Source organism: Pasteurellaceae bacterium RH1A (assembly GCA_012221805.1).
Lineage (GTDB): Bacteria > Pseudomonadota > Gammaproteobacteria > Enterobacterales > Pasteurellaceae > RH1A.
The window spans coordinates 1319044-1335234 of the sequence record CP015195.1; the positions used below are offsets into that span (position 1 = coordinate 1319044).

General features: G+C 47.7%; 14 protein-coding genes. 9 read left to right on the top strand and 5 right to left on the bottom strand.

Features of this window, described 5'->3' with window-relative positions:
- Positions 1–185 precede the first annotated feature (185 nt).
- Positions 186–1565 (top strand): cysteine--tRNA ligase, encoded by a 1380-nt coding sequence (locus tag A4G20_06195; protein ID QIW15950.1) that lies wholly within the window; start codon positions 186–188, stop codon positions 1563–1565.
- 158 nt (positions 1566–1723) lie between these two features.
- Here the strand turns inward: A4G20_06195 and A4G20_06200 are convergent, their stop codons facing one another.
- Complete coding sequence (locus A4G20_06200; protein QIW16866.1) at positions 1724–2881, bottom strand: methionine synthase; 1158 nt, start codon at positions 2879–2881, stop codon at positions 1724–1726.
- Positions 2882–3126: 245 nt separating this feature from the next.
- Here A4G20_06200 and A4G20_06205 point away from each other — a divergent pair, with 245 nt between their 5' ends.
- The 5 genes from A4G20_06205 to A4G20_06225 all read left to right on the top strand — a co-directional run bounded on the left by A4G20_06205 (position 3127) and on the right by A4G20_06225 (position 9123).
- Positions 3127–4362, top strand: a complete 1236-nt coding sequence (locus A4G20_06205) for an NADP-dependent isocitrate dehydrogenase (GenBank protein ID QIW15951.1) — start codon at positions 3127–3129, stop codon at positions 4360–4362.
- Positions 4363–4515: 153 nt separating this feature from the next.
- On the top strand, positions 4516–5730 hold the full coding sequence (locus A4G20_06210) for a tyrosine transporter (protein ID QIW16867.1): 1215 nt from the start codon (positions 4516–4518) through the stop codon (positions 5728–5730).
- Between the two features lie 69 nt (positions 5731–5799).
- A complete protein-coding gene (locus A4G20_06215; protein QIW15952.1) occupies positions 5800–6729 on the top strand; it encodes a formate dehydrogenase accessory protein FdhE in 930 nt (309 codons plus the stop codon).
- Positions 6730–6889: 160 nt separating this feature from the next.
- Complete coding sequence (locus A4G20_06220) at positions 6890–7822, top strand: acetyl-CoA carboxylase subunit beta (GenBank protein ID QIW15953.1); 933 nt, start codon at positions 6890–6892, stop codon at positions 7820–7822.
- Positions 7822–9123 carry a bifunctional folylpolyglutamate synthase/dihydrofolate synthase gene (locus A4G20_06225; protein QIW15954.1) on the top strand — a complete coding sequence of 434 codons (1302 nt, stop codon included), beginning with the start codon at positions 7822–7824 and terminating at the stop codon, positions 9121–9123. The genes A4G20_06220 and A4G20_06225 overlap by 1 nt, the downstream gene beginning before the upstream one ends.
- Before the next feature lie 202 nt (positions 9124–9325).
- Here A4G20_06225 and A4G20_06230 read toward each other — a convergent pair whose 3' ends face one another.
- From A4G20_06230 to A4G20_06245, 4 genes are read right to left on the bottom strand one after another with little or no spacing between them, the layout of a single operon-like run.
- On the bottom strand, positions 9326–10147 hold the full coding sequence (locus tag A4G20_06230; protein QIW15955.1) for an iron ABC transporter permease: 822 nt from the start codon (positions 10145–10147) through the stop codon (positions 9326–9328).
- Positions 10147–10992: a hypothetical protein gene (locus A4G20_06235; GenBank protein ID QIW15956.1), complete on the bottom strand. Its 846-nt coding sequence runs from the start codon at positions 10990–10992 to the stop codon at positions 10147–10149. Before A4G20_06235 ends, A4G20_06230 begins: the two co-directional genes overlap by 1 nt.
- Positions 10992–11879, bottom strand: a complete 888-nt coding sequence (locus tag A4G20_06240; protein QIW15957.1) for an iron ABC transporter permease — start codon at positions 11877–11879, stop codon at positions 10992–10994. The genes A4G20_06235 and A4G20_06240 overlap by 1 nt, the downstream gene beginning before the upstream one ends.
- A complete protein-coding gene (locus A4G20_06245) occupies positions 11879–12760 on the bottom strand; it encodes an iron-binding protein (protein ID QIW15958.1) in 882 nt (293 codons plus the stop codon). Before A4G20_06245 ends, A4G20_06240 begins: the two co-directional genes overlap by 1 nt.
- 808 nt (positions 12761–13568) lie before the next feature.
- Here A4G20_06245 and A4G20_06250 point away from each other — a divergent pair.
- The 3 genes from A4G20_06250 (at position 13569) to A4G20_06260 (ending at position 16153) form a co-directional block, all read left to right on the top strand.
- Positions 13569–14147, top strand: a complete 579-nt coding sequence (locus A4G20_06250) for a hypothetical protein (protein QIW15959.1) — start codon at positions 13569–13571, stop codon at positions 14145–14147.
- Between the two features lie 441 nt (positions 14148–14588).
- Positions 14589–14930 (top strand): hypothetical protein, encoded by a 342-nt coding sequence (locus A4G20_06255; protein ID QIW15960.1) that lies wholly within the window; start codon positions 14589–14591, stop codon positions 14928–14930.
- 464 nt (positions 14931–15394) lie between these two features.
- The gene (locus tag A4G20_06260; protein QIW15961.1) at positions 15395–16153 is read left to right on the top strand and encodes a hypothetical protein; all 759 of its coding nucleotides are present in this window, start codon (positions 15395–15397) and stop codon (positions 16151–16153) included.
- Positions 16154–16191 lie beyond the last annotated feature (38 nt).

The following is a 16191-nucleotide window of genomic DNA, read 5'->3' on the forward strand; positions in this document are numbered from 1 at the left end:
TATCCCCTTTAGCCTATAAAGTCAATAATATCCCTTTTAGGGTATAAATCATTATTTAACCCTTATAGAGGATAAGTTGAATGATGTTCTCCAAGATCAAGCGGCTGATTTTGTAAGATTTTTTGCAAATCAGACCGCTTGTTCGCTATACTTAGGCCTAAATTTTTATTGGAAACGAGGCCGCTATGCTGAAGATTTATAACACCCTAAAACGAGAAAAAGAAGAATTTAAACCGATTAAGCCTAATCAGATCGGCATGTATGTCTGCGGTGTCACAGTTTATGACCTCTGCCACTTTGGCCACGGCCGCACTTTTGTGTCCTTTGATGTGGTGGTGCGTTACCTCCGTTATTTGGGTTATGAGGTGAATTATGTACGTAACATCACCGATGTGGACGATAAGATCATCAAACGTGCCCTAGAGAATAATCAGACCTGCGATGAACTGGTTGAAAATATGATCGCCGAAATGCATAAGGATTTCGATGCTCTCAATATTCTTCGCCCAGATGTAGAGCCACGGGCCACCCAGCATATGCCTGAAATCATCGCTCTGGTTGAAAAACTGATTGAAAAAGGCCATGCCTATGTGGCGGAAGATGGCGATGTGATGTTCAATGTGGAAAGCTACAAAAACTACGGCGCCCTTTCTCGCCAAAACCTTGAGCAGTTACAGGCAGGGGCCAGGGTAGAGATCAAGAGTGTTAAACGCAACCCAATGGATTTCGTCTTGTGGAAGATGTCCAAGGCCAACGAACCAAGCTGGGATTCCCCTTGGGGCAAGGGCAGACCAGGCTGGCATATTGAATGTTCGGCCATGAACAGCAAGGTTTTGGGTAATCATTTTGATATTCACGGCGGCGGAGCGGATTTAATGTTCCCTCATCACGAAAACGAAATCGCCCAATCCTGCTGCGCCCACGGCGAGAACTACGTTAATTATTGGCTACACACAGGCATGCTGACCATTGACAAGGAGAAAATGTCCAAATCCCTAGGCAACTTCTTCTCCATTCGCTATATGCTGGAGCGTTACGATGCCGAAAGCCTGCGTTATTTCTTCTTAACCGCCCATTACCGCAGCCTCTTGGATTACAGCATTGAGAATCTAGATCTAGCCCGTTCCGCCCTAGAACGCCTATACACTGCCTTGCGTGGTTGCGATTTAAGTGCCGAGCCACAAGGCGGCCAGCAATATGTAGAGGCCTTTAAGGCAGCCATGAATGATGATTTCAACACCCCAGGTGCCTTGGCTGTCTTGTTTGAATTGGCTCGGGAGGTCAATAAACTTAAGGCTGACAAGGCAACAGAGGCAGATGGTTTGGCAGCTCGATTGAAGGAGTTGGCTGGTGTCTTAGGCCTCTTGCAACAGGCCCCAGAAGCCTTCTTACAAGCGGGTGGAGATGACCAAGAAGTTGCAGAAATTGAAGCTCTTATCAAACAACGCAATGAAGCCCGAGCAGCCAAGAACTGGCCAGCGGCGGATGAAGCCCGCAATAAGCTCACAGCTATGGGCATTGTGTTAGAAGATGGAGCCAATGGCACGACTTGGCGTAGGGCTTAAAGAGAGGACACCAATGGCTGCACAAAAACTCACGAAAAAGCGTTTGATCCAGCTCTTAATTGCCATGGCAATTTTGGTGGGCTTGTTTGTTTATCGAACCTACAATTACTAAAAAATCGGGCCGAGGCCCGATTTTCTTTTGCAAAAAACAAGGGATTTTAGGCCGCTTGTGGCTTGCCCCACACTTCTTCAGCAATTTCACGGATGAAGTTGAGCTTGTTCCATTGCTGCTCTTCGGTCAGGATATTGCCTTCTTCGGTTGAAGCGAAGCCGCATTGCGGGCTGAGGCAGAGTTGGTTGATGTCCACATACTGGCTGGCTTCTTGAATACGGGCGAAGATTTCTGCCTTGTCTTCTAAGTTACCATCTTTTGAGGTAATCAAGCCTAGGACCACTTGCTGATCTTTAATAAAGCGTAGTGGCTTGAAATCGCCCGAACGTTCGCTGTCGTATTCCAAGAAGAAGCCATCTACTTGGCAGCTACCAAACAAGGTTTCGGCAACAGGTTCATAACCACCTGATGAGAACCAGGTTGAGCGGAAGTTGCCACGGCAGATGTGCATGGTCACGGTCATATCTTGAGGGCGGCCTGCAATGGCTCGATTGACTAAGTAAACATAGTCCTTGGCTAGTTGGTCTAGGTCAAAGCCACGGGCAGCATAGGCTGCACGCTTTTCTTCAGAGCAAAGCTCGCCCCAGCTGGTGTCGTCTAATTGCAGGTTACGGCAGCCCAGGGCATAGAATTTTTCAAGAGCGGTTTTATAGGCATCGGCGATGTCGTCTAAAAGCTGCTGGTTATTGTCTGCATAGCGGGCGATAGGCTGGTAGTTTTCTTCTCTCACGGTGCTGATCAGGTGCAGCATGCTTGGCGATGGAATAGTGAATTTCACAGGGTGGTTGCCTGCAATGGCTTGGAGCGAGCGGTAGTGTTCCAAGAAAGGATGGCTATCGGAAAAGCCGACTTTATCGACAATTTTCAGGGTTTTCGGCCGAACACTGTGGTGTTTAAATTGTACCGAGAATTTTTCCGCTTCAACCTCTTGCACGCCATCAAGGGCGGCTAAGAAATCCAAATGCCAAAAGGTGCGGCGGAATTCGCCATCGGTTACGGCGTGTAGGCCCACGACCTTTTGCTGTTCAACCAGCTTGGCAATTTCAGCGTCTTCAATTTGGGTTAAATCGGCACAAGATAAGTCACCACAGGCACATTGCTGGCGGGCTTGCTTGAGGGTTTCAGGGCGTAAGAAACTACCAACGATGTCAAAGCGGAAAGGGGCTTTAGTACGGGGTTGGGCTTGAGGGAAAAGTTTGGTCATGGGTGTCCTTAAATAAGTGAAAACAATGGCTTCAACCTTATCACAAACCTCAAAATTTGTAAAAAATCTTGAATGAATGACCGCTTGTTTATTGGCCATTGGTGGAATTTCCTCAAAAAAGTGACCAAGATCACAAAATAGCAAGAAATTCTGATCTGAAAGGTTAATTTCAGGCAAAAATTTGCTAAGATGTAAATGTAACAATTTTGTTAAAATTTATCATCCCTATTTTGAAGGAGAACCCCATGCAAACACCAAAAGGCAATCGCATCAGCATCAATGAAGACGGCTCACTTAATGTGCCTAATAATCCAACCGTTCCCTTTATTGAAGGCGATGGCATTGGGGTGGATGTTACCCCAGCCATGCGTACCGTCATTGATGCGGCGGTTAAAAAAGCCTATGGCGGCGAGCGTAAGATCGAATGGCTAGAAATCTATGCAGGCGAAAAAGCCAACAAGCTCTTCGGCGAGAACACCTGGCTGCCACAGCAAACCCTAGACCTCATCAAGCACTACCATATCGCCATTAAAGGCCCGCTTATGACCCCAGTAGGTGGCGGGATCCGCTCCCTTAATGTAACCATGCGTCAAACTCTGGATCTCTACAACTGCCTACGCCCAATCCGCTACTACCAAGGCGTGCCAAGCCCAGTAAAACGCCCGGAATTAGTGGATATGGTTATCTTCCGTGAAAACTCGGAAGACATTTACGCAGGCGTGGAATGGGCCGCTGGCACGGCCGAGGCTGACAAGGTTATCGCCTTCTTGCAAAATGAAATGGGCGTGAAAAAAATCCGCTTCCCGCAAGAGTGCGGCATTGGTATCAAGCCGGTTTCCAAAGAGGGTACACAACGCTTGGTGCGTGCGGCTCTCCAATATGTGATCGACAATGATCGGGATTCTCTCACCCTGGTTCATAAGGGCAACATTATGAAGTTCACCGAAGGGGCTTTCAAAGAATGGGGTTACCAAGTGGCCAAGGAATTTGGGGCAGAACCGCTTGATGGCGGCAGCTGGCATAAGATGACTAACCCGAAAACCGGCAAGGAAATCATCATTAAGGACTCCATTGCTGATGCCTTCTTGCAAGAAGTCTTGCTCCACCCAGCGGACTACGATGTTATAGCCACCCTCAACCTTAACGGCGACTATATTTCAGACGCCCTAGCCGCTCAAGTAGGCGGAATTGGTATCTCCCCAGGGGCTAATATTGGTTTTGAAGCCGCTATTTTTGAAGCCACCCACGGCACGGCACCAAAAATTGCGGGCCAAAACAAGGCCAATCCAGGCTCTATTATCCTAAGTGGTGAGATGATGTTGCGCCACCTAGGCTGGCTTGAAGCGGCAGATCTAGTGGTAAAAGGTATGGAACAGGCTATTTTAAACAAAACAGTGACCTTCGATTTTGCCGAAACGCTTGAAAACGCCACATTATGCTCAACCAGCGAATTTGCCGATAAAGTGGTTGAAAATATGTAATTTTTTGCAAATGAACCAAACCCTGCACGTGCAGGGTTTCTTTTTGCTTACAGAAAGAGTGTAATTATTATTTTACACTGTAAAATAATTCGTGCATTTCTGATTTTCTCTGCTAGAATGTGGCTGTTTTTTTATTAGCGAGGTCTGATTATGATGAACAAAACTCTGGGCACCACCTTACTGGTGGCAGGCACCATGATCGGTGGGGGGATGCTGGCCATGCCGCTCACCTCCGCAGGCATTGGTTTTGGTTTTACCCTATTTTTACTTTTTGGCCTATGGGCCCTTTTAACCTTTAGTGCGCTCCTTTTTGTGGAAATCTACCAAACCGCAGACAAGGATGCCGGCTTTGGCACCCTGGCCCACAAATATTACGGCACCTTTGGTCGGATTGTGGCGACAACCGTCTTGGTGATCTTCCTCTATGCCCTGGTGGCCGCCTATGTCACGGGTGGAGGTTCTATCTTGGCCAGTATTTTGCCAGTTTTAACCGATGCTGACACTCACAGCAAAATCGCCATGGTGCTCTTTACCCTTTTCTTTGGCGCCTTTATTGTTTTAGGCACCAAAAGCGTGGACAAACTCAACCGCCTGGCCTTTGTACTTATGATTGCCGGCCTTGTCGTAGTGCTAGGTTTGATGCTGCCAGAAGTCAAACTAGATAACCTTATGGCCATGCCGATTGACAAGGCCCTCATCATTTCCGCCAGCCCAGTCTTCTTTACCGCCTTTGGCTTCCACGGTTCTATTCCTAGCCTCAACTACTACCTAGAAGGCAACACCAAGGCGCTCCGTTTTGCCATTATTGTTGGCTCTCTCATCACGTTAGTGGCCTACATCTTATGGCAGTTCTCCACCCATGGCATTTTGAGCCAGGGCACTTTCTTGGCTATTTTAGAGCAAGATCCAACCCTCAACGGCCTGGTGCAGGCCACCTTAACCGTCACAGGCAGCCCGATTATTTCCACCGCTGTGAAAGTGTTCTCCGCTCTGGCCTTGATTACCTCTTTCTTGGGCGTGGCACTGGGCCTGTTTGAATGTTTAGAAGACCTGCTTAAAACCTCCTTTAAGATTGAAGCAGGCCGTTACACGCTAGGCCTAATTACCTTCTTACCACCGCTGGCCTTTGCCATCTTCTACCCAGAAGGCTTTATCTTAGCCCTAAGCTATGCCGGCCAAATGTTTGCCTTCTATGCCATCGTCCTGCCAATCGCCTTGGTTTGGAAGGTGCGTAAACAACATCCTAACCTGCCATACCGTGTTTGGGGCGGCAATGCCATCCTCTTCTTGGTTTTAGTGCTGGGCGTGATGATTGTCTCCATTCCTTTTGTTATCCAAGCCGGCTACCTGCCAAAAGTGGTGGGCTAACAATATTTGCTTATAGGCTCTTGGACGAAATTTTGTTACAATTCCGTAAATTTTCGCTTAGGAGCCTACATGAGTATCCGAATTTTACCCCAAGAAGAAATCAAACAAGCGGCCTCGTCCTTCCACAACCCGCCGCTTCTCTTTGCTAACCCTAAAAACCTCTACCACCGCCGGGCCAAACGCTTGCGTCAGTTGTCAGAAGATCACCCCTTGGGCAACTACCTGGTTTTCGCCGCAAATTTGGTGGAAACCCAGCTAGACCTGCTAGAAAACTTCCCACTTGCAGATTTTTCTGAAAAATTGACCGCTTGTATCGCTGCCAACGAGGGCGAAAAACCGCTCAATGCCAAACACTTCCAGCGTGATCCTGTTTGGCGGGATCTGCTCTTGGTTATGGTGGACAAATTCAAACCTTATGCCTCTGAAGCGGCTCAACCAACCCTCGAATGGTTTATCAAGGCCTCCAGTTCTGAATTGGAAAACATGGCAGACAGCCTCCTGAATGAACGTTATGAAGAAGTGGGGGCAGACAAGGCCGTCTTTTTATGGGCCGCCCTTTCCCTTTATTTCACTCAACTGGCCCAGCAGCTGCCTCGTAATATTGAGGAAACCTATGGCGAAGGCCGCCACACCTGCCCAGTCTGTGATGCAGCCCCTGTGACCAGCGTGGTACATTTTGGCGACACCCAAGGCCTGCGCTATTTGCATTGTTCCTTGTGCGAAAGCGAGTGGAACATGGTGCGGGTTAAATGCTCCAACTGCGAGCAAACAGGCAAGCTAGACTATTGGAGCCTGGACAGCGTGGACGCAGCCGTGAAGGCTGAAACCTGTGGCGACTGTGAAAGCTACCTCAAGGTGCTATATCAGGAAAAAGATCCCCATGTTGAACCTGTAGCCGATGATTTGGCCAGCCTTTTCCTTGACGATGAAATGGAGAAAAAAGGCTTTGCCCGCAGTGCGGTTAATCCTTTCTTATTTATGGATTGCAATGTGGGGTAATTCTTCTTGCCCCAAAGGGGCAAAATCATGCTTAACCTAGGGTAACTTGGTTACCCTAGGGAATAAATCCCCCGCTGCTCGGAACAGCAAATTTTCCATATCACAAAGCAAGATTTTATGGCAAAATAAGCCCAATTTTCTCAACACAAAAGGTGTAACCATGAGCTGGATTGAAAGAATTTTAGGAAAAAATACCTCGGCAAGCGGCAGCAAATCCAAAATCCCTGAAGGGGTCTGGACAAAATGCAGCAGCTGCGAACAGGTTTTATACAGCGAAGAACTCAAACGTAATTTGGAAGTCTGTCCAAAATGCGACCACCACATGCGGATCAACTCCCGCCTACGCCTAACCAATTTGTTAGACCCAGAAACGGCTGTCGAAATCGCCGCTGATGTCGAGCCGCAAGATATCCTCAAGTTTAAGGATCTGAAAAAATACAAGGATCGCTTAAGTGCTGCCCAAAAACAAACAGGTGAGAAGGATGCCTTTATTGTAATGGAAGGTAAACTCTACGATATGCCGGTTGTGGTTGCGGCCTTTAACTTTGAGTTTATGGGCGGCTCTATGGGATCGGTGGTCGGTTCAAAATTTGTGCGTGCCTGTGAGCGTGCCTTGAGCCAAAATATTCCCTTTATCTGCTTCTCCGCTTCAGGCGGTGCTCGTATGCAGGAGGCACTTTTCTCGCTTATGCAAATGGCTAAAACCAGTGCCATTCTTGCCCGTATGCGTGAGCTAGGTGTGCCTTTTATTTCTGTCCTCACCGACCCAACCCTGGGCGGGGTATCGGCCAGCTTGGCCATGTTGGGCGACATCAACATTGCAGAACCTAAAGCCCTAATCGGCTTCGCTGGCCCTCGTGTTATTGAGCAAACCGTGCGGGAAAAACTGCCAGAAGGCTTCCAACGCAGTGAGTTCCTCTTGGAAAAAGGGGCCATTGATATGATCGTTCACCGTAAGGATATGCGTGATACCCTCGCCCGCATTGTGGCCAAAATCACCAACCAAGCCTCGCCCTTTAAAACAGGCGAATTGATTGTTGAGGCCGAAGAAGCAAAAGAAGCAAAAGAAGCAGTAGAAGAAGAAAACCGCTAATGACCCACCTCATTACCCCTAAAGCCACGGATTCATTGGAAACGTGGCTTTCCTATTTGGAACAAAGCCACTTCAAACCCATTGATATGGGCTTGGAGCGGATTAAATCCGTGGCCCAAGAGCTTGATCTCCTCAAGCCTGCCCCCTATGTGATTACCGTGGCCGGCACCAACGGCAAGGGTTCCACCTGCAAAATGCTAGAAACTGCCTTGCTCAAGGCCGGCAAGCGAGTGGGCGTCTATTCCTCGCCCCACCTGATTCGCTATAACGAACGGGTGCGGGTTCAGGGGCAAATGCTGGCTGACCAAGCCCATATTGATTCCTTTGCCTTTATTGAGCAAAACCGCAATCAATCCCTAACCTATTTTGAGTTCAGCACCCTGTCCGCCCTCTATCTCTTTAAGCAGGCAGGCCTGGATGTAGTGATCCTCGAAGTGGGCCTAGGCGGACGTTTGGATGCCACAAATATTGTTGATCCTGACTTTGCCGTGATTACCTCTATCGACATCGATCATGTTGAATTCCTTGGCGACAATCGAGAAGATATTGGTCGGGAAAAAGCAGGTATTTTCCGCCCCAATATTCCTGTAGTGATTGGTGAACCCGACTGCCCAAATTCTATTTTAGAAAGGGCAGATTCGTTAAACTGTCACGTTTTTAGACGAAATGTAGATTGGATATTTGAGCAAAAATCAGACCGCTTGTACTGGCAATCAAGCAGCAAAAACTTGGTAAATTTACCCCTGCCGCAGATTCCTCTGCCCAATGCCGCCACCGCCTTGGCTGTACTGACCAATCTGCCCTTTGAAATCAGCGATGAAATTCTGCATGAGAGCCTCAGCCAAGCCCAGCTAGCCGGCCGTTTTCAAACCTTAGGTCCGCAGGATTTTGTCAATTTCGCTCAAAAAACACCGCTTGCAAGAGTGATCATTGATGTTGGCCACAACCCCCATGCTGCCCGCTACTTGGCCAGCCGCTTGGCAGAGCTGAAAGCAGCTGGGCAAAAAATCTATGCCGTCTTCAGCGTCTTAAAAGACAAGGACTTAAGTGGTATTGTTGAGCCACTAGCCCAAATTATTGATGAATGGCACTGCGTAGGCCTAGATAATTACCGAGGCCAAAGCGGGGAAGAGGTGCTGACCAAACTCAAGATAGAACTTCCGCAGGCCAAGGCCCAAAGATACCCCAATATCGCCACCGCCACCCAGCATTTATTCGAGCAGGCTGGCTCAAATGATATTGTCTTGGTGTTTGGATCTTTTTATACCGTGGCGGATTTTTTATTGTTTTTGGAAGCCTAGAGGAAGTTATGGGTAGGGGCAAATCACATTTGCCTCATAGATGGCGCCAGCGTCCTCGCTGGTGCCTTTTCGATTGAGAAGTTTGCGGCACCAGCCTGGAGGCTGGCGCCATCAAAAGTAGGGGCAAATTATATTTGCCCCTAACATCACCACAAGCGGTAACATTTGCAAAAAATCTTGCAGATCTTACCGCTTGTGTTTTTTAAGCCCTAAACTTGCTATAAACCAGCGCTCCCATAAAAATCACGGCCTGGGTGATGATAATACAGGCCCCGGTTGAACCGTCTATATGATAGCTAATCAAAGTTCCCAAGAGAGTGGAGCTGATAGAGGAGGCCAGAGCCACAGCGATCATATGGTCGAATTTTTTGGTTAGTAGGAAGGCGGTAATGCCAGGGGAGATGAGCATAGCCACCACCAAGATAACCCCGACCACCTGCATTGCACTCACAATGGTCAAGGCCAGCAAGATCAAGAGACCGTAGTGCAAGCGTTTGACTGGCAGGCCGGCCACTCGGGCGTGGCTGGGGTCGAAGCAGTAGAGTAGCAGATCTTTTCGTTTAAGAAAGACCAGTAGGAAAATCACCACCGACATTGCCACGCTCTGCCACATATCGCTTTGGCTAATGCCTAGGAGGTTGCCGAAGAGGATGTGCATGAGGTGCTGGTTGGTTTCGATCTTGGCGAACATTACAAGCCCTAGGGCGAACATTCCAGAAAAGACAATGCCCATCACAGTGTCTTCCTTGATTCGGCTATTCTCCTTGAGGTAGCCCACGCTTAAGGCACAGAAAATGCCTGAGACAAAGGCCCCGATGGAAAGGGGCAGGCCAACCAAAAAGGCTAGAATAATGCCCGGCAGGACGGCGTGGGAGATGGCATCACCCATCAAAGACCAGCCTTTCAGCACTAAGTAGCAGGAGAGAATGGCACAGATAATGGCCACAAAGAGGGCGGTAATCAGGGCATTCTGCATAAAGGGGTAGCTAAGCGGTTCGCTAAACCAGTTAATGAGGCCGTCCATTATTTTTCCTCCCTGATTTTGGGCTGGCGTAGCAGGCCATATTTAGGCGAGAAGAAAAAGGCCAGCAGGAAGAGGGCGGTTTGTAGGCAGACAATCAGGCCGCCCGTTGCCCCGTCTAAAAAATAGCTCAAATAGGCCCCGCAGGCACTGGTGATAAAGCCCAGGCTGGTGGCGATGATGGCTAATTTCTTGAAATCATCAGTGAGTAGATAGGCAGTCGCCCCAGGAGTAATAACCATCGCAATCACCAAAATGGCCCCCACGGTCTGCAAGGCCCCGACCACGCAGGCACTCAAGAGCGTAAAGAACAGCACCTTGTAGCGAGTAGGCGAAAGGCCAACGGTGGAGGCGTGGCTTTCATCAAAAAAGACCAGGAGCAGATCCTTCCAGAAGATGAGAAGGCAGGCCAGTGAAATGCCTGAAATAATCAGCACCTGCACCACATCCTCATCGGCAATGCCTAGAATGTTGCCCAGGATAATGGCCTGCACATCCACTGAAGTGGGGTTAAGCGACACAATCAAGAGGCCGATGGCAAAAAAAGTGGTGAAGATAAAGCCAATTACGGCATCTTCCTTGAGTTTGGTAATGGATTTGATCCAGAGAATGGCCAGCGAGGCTAAGAGGCCGGAGAAAAAGGCACCGAGAGCATAGGGTAGGGAGAGGGCATAGGCAATGGCCACACCCGGCACAACCGAGTGGGACAGGGCATCGCCAATCAGCGACCAGCCCTTGAGCATCAGATAAGAAGAAAGGAAGGCACACACGCCGCCGACTACGCTGCTGACAAAAATGGCCTTGAGCATATATTCGTAGCCAAAGGGTTCTAAGAGAAGGTCTAACATCAGTGCTTGCCCTCGTGGCTCTTGTCCAGTGGGGCGGGCGGGTCGTTCTTGGTCTGGCCATAGAAAACGGCCGGCCGTTCATCATCGGTCAGCACGGTGACGGCCCGGCTGTCGTCGTCATCGTGCAGGTGTTCGCCTTGAAGTTTAATATGGCGGAGCACGCCGCCGAAAACCCGTTCCAGGTTTTCCTGGTTGAAGGTGGTTTCGGTCTTGCCCACGGCCAAAACCGTGCGGTTGATCATCACCACCTGATCACAAAAATCGGGGACGGAGCCTAAATTATGGGTGGAAACCAGGATCAAATGCCCCTCATCTCGGAGCTGGCCTAAGAGTTCCACAATGGCATTTTCGGTTTTGACATCCACGCCGGTAAAAGGCTCGTCTAAGAGAATAATTTTACTCTGCTGGGCCAAAGCACGGGCCAGAAAGACCCGTTTTTTCTGCCCGCCTGACAGCTCGCCAATTTGGCGGTCGGCCAGGTGGGCAATATCGACCCGTTGCATAGCTTGTTGAACTTGAACCCTGTCGGCTTCCTTGGGAATCCGCAGGAAGTTCATATAACCATAACGCCCCATCATCACCACATCGTAAACCGACACTGGGAACTGCCAGTCCACCTCCTCGCTTTGCGGCACATAGGAGACCAGGTTCTGCTTGAGGGCTTCCTTAATAGGTAGGCCGCAGAGGCTAACCTTGCCCTTGATGGGCTTAACCAAACCCATAATGGCCTTAAAGAGGGTGGATTTTCCTCCCCCGTTTACGCCCACCAGGGCACAGGTCGTGCCTCCAGTCAGCGAAAAGGAGGCATCGTGCAAGGCCAGGTGGCCGTTGTTGTAGCGAACAGCAATATCCTCAACAGCAATGGAGGCGGGCAGGGGCGTGGTCATTATTTTTCAAAGCCTTTTACAATAGTCGTGACGGTTGTATTTAACAAATCAATATAGGTTGGTACGGGGCCGTCTTGGGTGGACAGGGAGTCCACATAGAGCACGCCGCCGTATTTGGCCTTGGTTTCTTTAGCGACTTGTTTAGCAGGTTTATCCGAAATGGTGCTTTCGCTAAAGACCACCGGGATTTTATTCGCTTTTACCGTATCGATCAACTTACGCACCTGTTGTGGCGAACCTTGTTGCTCGGCATTGATAGGCCAGAGGTAGGCTTCCTTGTAGCCATAGTCCTGAGCCAGGTAGCTAAAGGCCCCTTCACTGGTCACCAACCAACGCTGGGCTTCTGGCACCTGCATGAGTTTGGCTCGCAGTGGTTCATCTAAACCCTTGATTTTTTGGGCATAGGCCTGGGCGTTTTTGGCATAGGCTTCCGCATTTTCAGGATCGTACTTGGACAGGGCATTCTTGATATTCTCAATATAAATCAAGGCATTAGATGGCGACATCCAAGCGTGCGGGTTAGGGTTGTCCTTATAAGGCCCTTCATAAATGGAAATCGGTTTAATGCCCTCGGTTACAACCACGGCAGGCTTGTCCTTGACATTTTGGAAGAATTTTTCAAACCAACGCTCTAGGTTCATGCCATTCCAAAGCACCAAATCGGCCGACTGGGCCTTGACGATGTCCTTGGGAGTTGGCTCATAGTCGTGGATTTCTGCCCCCGCCTTGGTGATGGATTCCACATCCGCCTTATCGCCCGCTACATTTTGGGCAATATCTTGGATAACGGTAAAGGTGGTCACCACCTTAAATTTGGCCAAAGCTTCTTGAGAAAAAAGGCCAGCAAGTAGCATGGCGGCGACTGTCATTGTTTTACGCATGTTTGTCTCCTCTTATTGTGATGGCTAAATAGCCTTACGAAAAACAAGGGCATTATAGGCCTCAAAAAAGGCTTGTCAATAGATAATAATCATTCTCAATAACTAAGTTTTGTTGAGAAGCAACAAAGGGATTTAGATGATAATCAATAGGCAAGAGTAAATGAGAATAAGACTTAGCTAGGCCTCTCTTCTTCCCGTTAAAAACCTGTTACAATGCCGCCAAGAAAGAGGAGGAGCGTGAAATGCAGGATTATTTGGCACAGTTCAATCGCTGGTATCAATCAAAATGCAATGGCGTGTGGGAGCATAGTTTTGGTTTTTCCTTGAAAATATCGACAACCCAGGTTGGTGTCTGAAAATCACAGGGGAAAATCAAAAACAAACCCTAGACAACTTATGCCAAGCGGCCCTTTCTTGGCTTGAGATAGACAAGCTACTGCCTAGCACGGCAGAGCCGTACTAGGTTACGTATAAATCAGCCCCTTTGGGGCTGCCAAATCAAGAGCAGCAAAGCTGCTCAATTATGCTTAACCCAGTACGGCTTTGCCGTGCTGGGAATGAGAGAATATAGAATGCGAGACAAGCGGTAAAAATCTGATAGTTTTTTGCAAAAAAATGGCGGATAGTTGCCGCTTGTATTGTCACCAGCCTGGAGACTGATTATATTGAAGAGGCAGACAGCTACCTAAGGAAATAAGAGCATATGATATTAAAATACCATCGTTCATCTACAAACAACAGCAGTTATGTTTGTTTCGCTTGCCGCATAAGCATTCGTGCCATCAAAGGTTTGGCGTTTCGCCTACCTATGCCGTCTTGCCCGGAGTGTGGTCAGCCTTGTGAAGACATCGGTGACCGTTGCCCTGTGCCACCGAAAAACAAAACCGCCCAATGGCAGGCTTTACAGCAGGATTACTGCCAATTGCAGCGGCGTATTGCTGCGGCTTATCAACAATGGCGTACCGGTTTGCAACATGCGATTGAACGCCATCTTCAACAGGCAACACATTTGGGTTTGAGCGAAATCGTTCGTCAAGACACTTTGTGGCAGGCAGCCTGCACCGCATTGCCCAAGCTGCCGCTGGCTTATTTCATGCCATTTCATCATGATTGGCTTTATCATGCCGATGCACAGGCAGCCAATAGTTGTATTGGCACCCCCTGTGATAAAGCTGCCAAACTGCAAGCCCTACCTGCCAACAAAGACCGCCAAAGCCGAATTGACGAGCTACTGCACGACCACAATAGTCTGCACATTTACGATATGTTCGGCCAATTGCGGTACAGCAATTGGCAAAATCCCGATAGCCCCATTGGTGGCGAGCGGTTTTTCAGACGGCATATGGAGGGTTCTTATTCGGATTTTTTTGCTAAAAGGGGGTTTTGAAAGTTGAGTAGGGGACGCACTACGCTCTCAATAGGGCCAGCCCTCAGGCTAATGCAAGGATATTTATTCTACAAGCGGAGACTTATGCTCAACATTTCGCAAAAAAATCTCCTTGCCCTTACCGCTTGTATAATGGACAAGTCGAATTTAAACACGCTATTGCCTAGCACGGCAAAGCCGTACTAGGTTACGCATAAATCAGCCCCTTTGGGGCTGCTAAATCAAGAGCAGCAAAGCTGCTCAATTATGCTTAACCCAGTACGGCTTTGCCGTGCTGGGAATGAAAGGATATAGAATGCGAACAAGCGGTAAAAAACCGATGATTTTTTGCAAAAAAAGGCGGGATAGTTGCCGCTTGTATTTGTTACCAGTGAGGATGTTGGTGATATGGGGGAGCCGCTAATGGAAAAATTGTATCTGGTATTTTTATAGGACATGGAAATGGATGATGTTTTAAATTATTATGAAGATCTTAGACTAAAAACTATTGATAGCAATCATTGGTGTTATTGTGAAAAAAACAGATTGCCATATATATCTATTAATAATTATAACCACAAGTATGATAATGTTTTTTATGATATTACAAATCTGTCGTGTGATTTAAATGAAATATCTGAAAATGTAAGAAGGTTATATTTCTCTTATCTTGATTTTTTTCTTATACCTTTACTGGATGTTGAATGCTTGTTAGATGATAACTATTTTTTTAATTTATATGTAAAAAAAGAACACACCGAGTATTTTGCAAAGCAATTATTCATTTATTTGGTTAATCAGTAGGTTGGGCTGATAAACCCAACATTTTGAGATAACTGAACAATTTGTGTTGGGTTTTCAACCCAACCTTTTCTGTATGTTATCGTGGGTGTACGCATCAATTTTAAGCTGGCTAGGGAAATAAAAACATATGACAATAAAATACCATCGTTCATCTAAAAATAACAGCAGCTATGTCTGTTTCGCTTGCTGTATAAGCGTTCGTGCAATCAAAGGCTTGGCATTTCGTCCGCCTATGCCGTCTTGTCCAGAGTGTGGCAATCCTTGCGAAGCAAGGTAGGGTGGGTGCTTGCACCCCGCAATTTCAATAATTTGATGAGTTGAGTAGAGTAAATGCAGTTTTACGGTGCGTGGGTGCAAGCACCCACCCTACGCAGGCTTAACAAGCGGTAAAAACCCGATGTTTTTTTGCAAAAAATGGCTTAATATTTACCGCTTGCATTTCAACATTGAATAAGGAAAACACTATGACAAATTTACATGAATTACCACAAAATTGGCAAGCATATATGCAGGCGCTGGATGAAAAGCCTGCCTTAACCCGTGTGAATATGGCTTTAAAAGACTTGGCACCTTTTGAGGGCTATGGTTATCGCTTGCAGTTTGCGGTGTATTTTAAGCATCCGCAAGAAGATGGCCTGCCAACAGATGAAGAATACGAACACTTCATCGCTCTTCAAAATCTTATTGATGAAGTCGTCCAAGGGCTGGATGTGATTGATGCTGGGGTGCTGACCTGGAATGGCAGAATCAATTTCTTTGTTTATGCAAAAAATATCGAGGGGATTGAAGAAAAATTGGTTGCTACAACCAAGGCCTTTGGCGATTATAAAACCGATTGTTGGGTGGATGAGGATAGTGAATGGGAAGCCTATTTGGATATGCTCTATCCTAATCCCTATGCCCTCCAGCAAATGCAAAACAACCGTATTTTGATGGCCTTGGAAGAGCAAAATGATCAGAACGACAAGCCAAGAAATATCCAACACTGGCTCTATTTCTTTGATGAGGCCAAAAGCCAAGCCTTTGCAGAGCAGGCCCAAGTACAGGGCTATGAAGTTCTTGAGTGCGAAACACTAAACGATGAAGATGGCACATTTTATTCCGTCAGCCTAATTCATTTTGTCCCCGTCACACAGATTGATGAAATCACTTGGGCCTTAATGGATTTGGCCCAGGAATTTGAGGGCGAATATGACGGCTGGGAAACCGAGATTGCACACTAAAGCCCAGCCCCTCGTCCTAAACTGGCTTCTCACTTTTG

Bases quoted from the DNA above. Each gene is read 5' to 3' on its own strand.
- A4G20_06195 (QIW15950.1), top strand. From the start codon at position 186: ATGCTGAAGATTTATAACACCCTAAAACGAGAAAAAGAAGAATTTAAA.
- A4G20_06200 (QIW16866.1), bottom strand. From the start codon at position 2,881: ATGACCAAACTTTTCCCTCAAGCCCAACCCCGTACTAAAGCCCCTTTC.
- A4G20_06205 (QIW15951.1), top strand. From the start codon at position 3,127: ATGCAAACACCAAAAGGCAATCGCATCAGCATCAATGAAGACGGCTCA.
- A4G20_06210 (QIW16867.1), top strand. From the start codon at position 4,516: ATGAACAAAACTCTGGGCACCACCTTACTGGTGGCAGGCACCATGATC.
- A4G20_06215 (QIW15952.1), top strand. From the start codon at position 5,800: ATGAGTATCCGAATTTTACCCCAAGAAGAAATCAAACAAGCGGCCTCG.
- A4G20_06220 (QIW15953.1), top strand. From the start codon at position 6,890: ATGAGCTGGATTGAAAGAATTTTAGGAAAAAATACCTCGGCAAGCGGC.
- A4G20_06225 (QIW15954.1), top strand. From the start codon at position 7,822: ATGACCCACCTCATTACCCCTAAAGCCACGGATTCATTGGAAACGTGG.
- A4G20_06230 (QIW15955.1), bottom strand. From the start codon at position 10,147: ATGGACGGCCTCATTAACTGGTTTAGCGAACCGCTTAGCTACCCCTTT.
- A4G20_06235 (QIW15956.1), bottom strand. From the start codon at position 10,992: ATGTTAGACCTTCTCTTAGAACCCTTTGGCTACGAATATATGCTCAAG.
- A4G20_06240 (QIW15957.1), bottom strand. From the start codon at position 11,879: ATGACCACGCCCCTGCCCGCCTCCATTGCTGTTGAGGATATTGCTGTT.
- A4G20_06245 (QIW15958.1), bottom strand. From the start codon at position 12,760: ATGCGTAAAACAATGACAGTCGCCGCCATGCTACTTGCTGGCCTTTTT.
- A4G20_06250 (QIW15959.1), top strand. From the start codon at position 13,569: ATGCCGTCTTGCCCGGAGTGTGGTCAGCCTTGTGAAGACATCGGTGAC.
- A4G20_06255 (QIW15960.1), top strand. From the start codon at position 14,589: ATGGATGATGTTTTAAATTATTATGAAGATCTTAGACTAAAAACTATT.
- A4G20_06260 (QIW15961.1), top strand. From the start codon at position 15,395: ATGACAAATTTACATGAATTACCACAAAATTGGCAAGCATATATGCAG.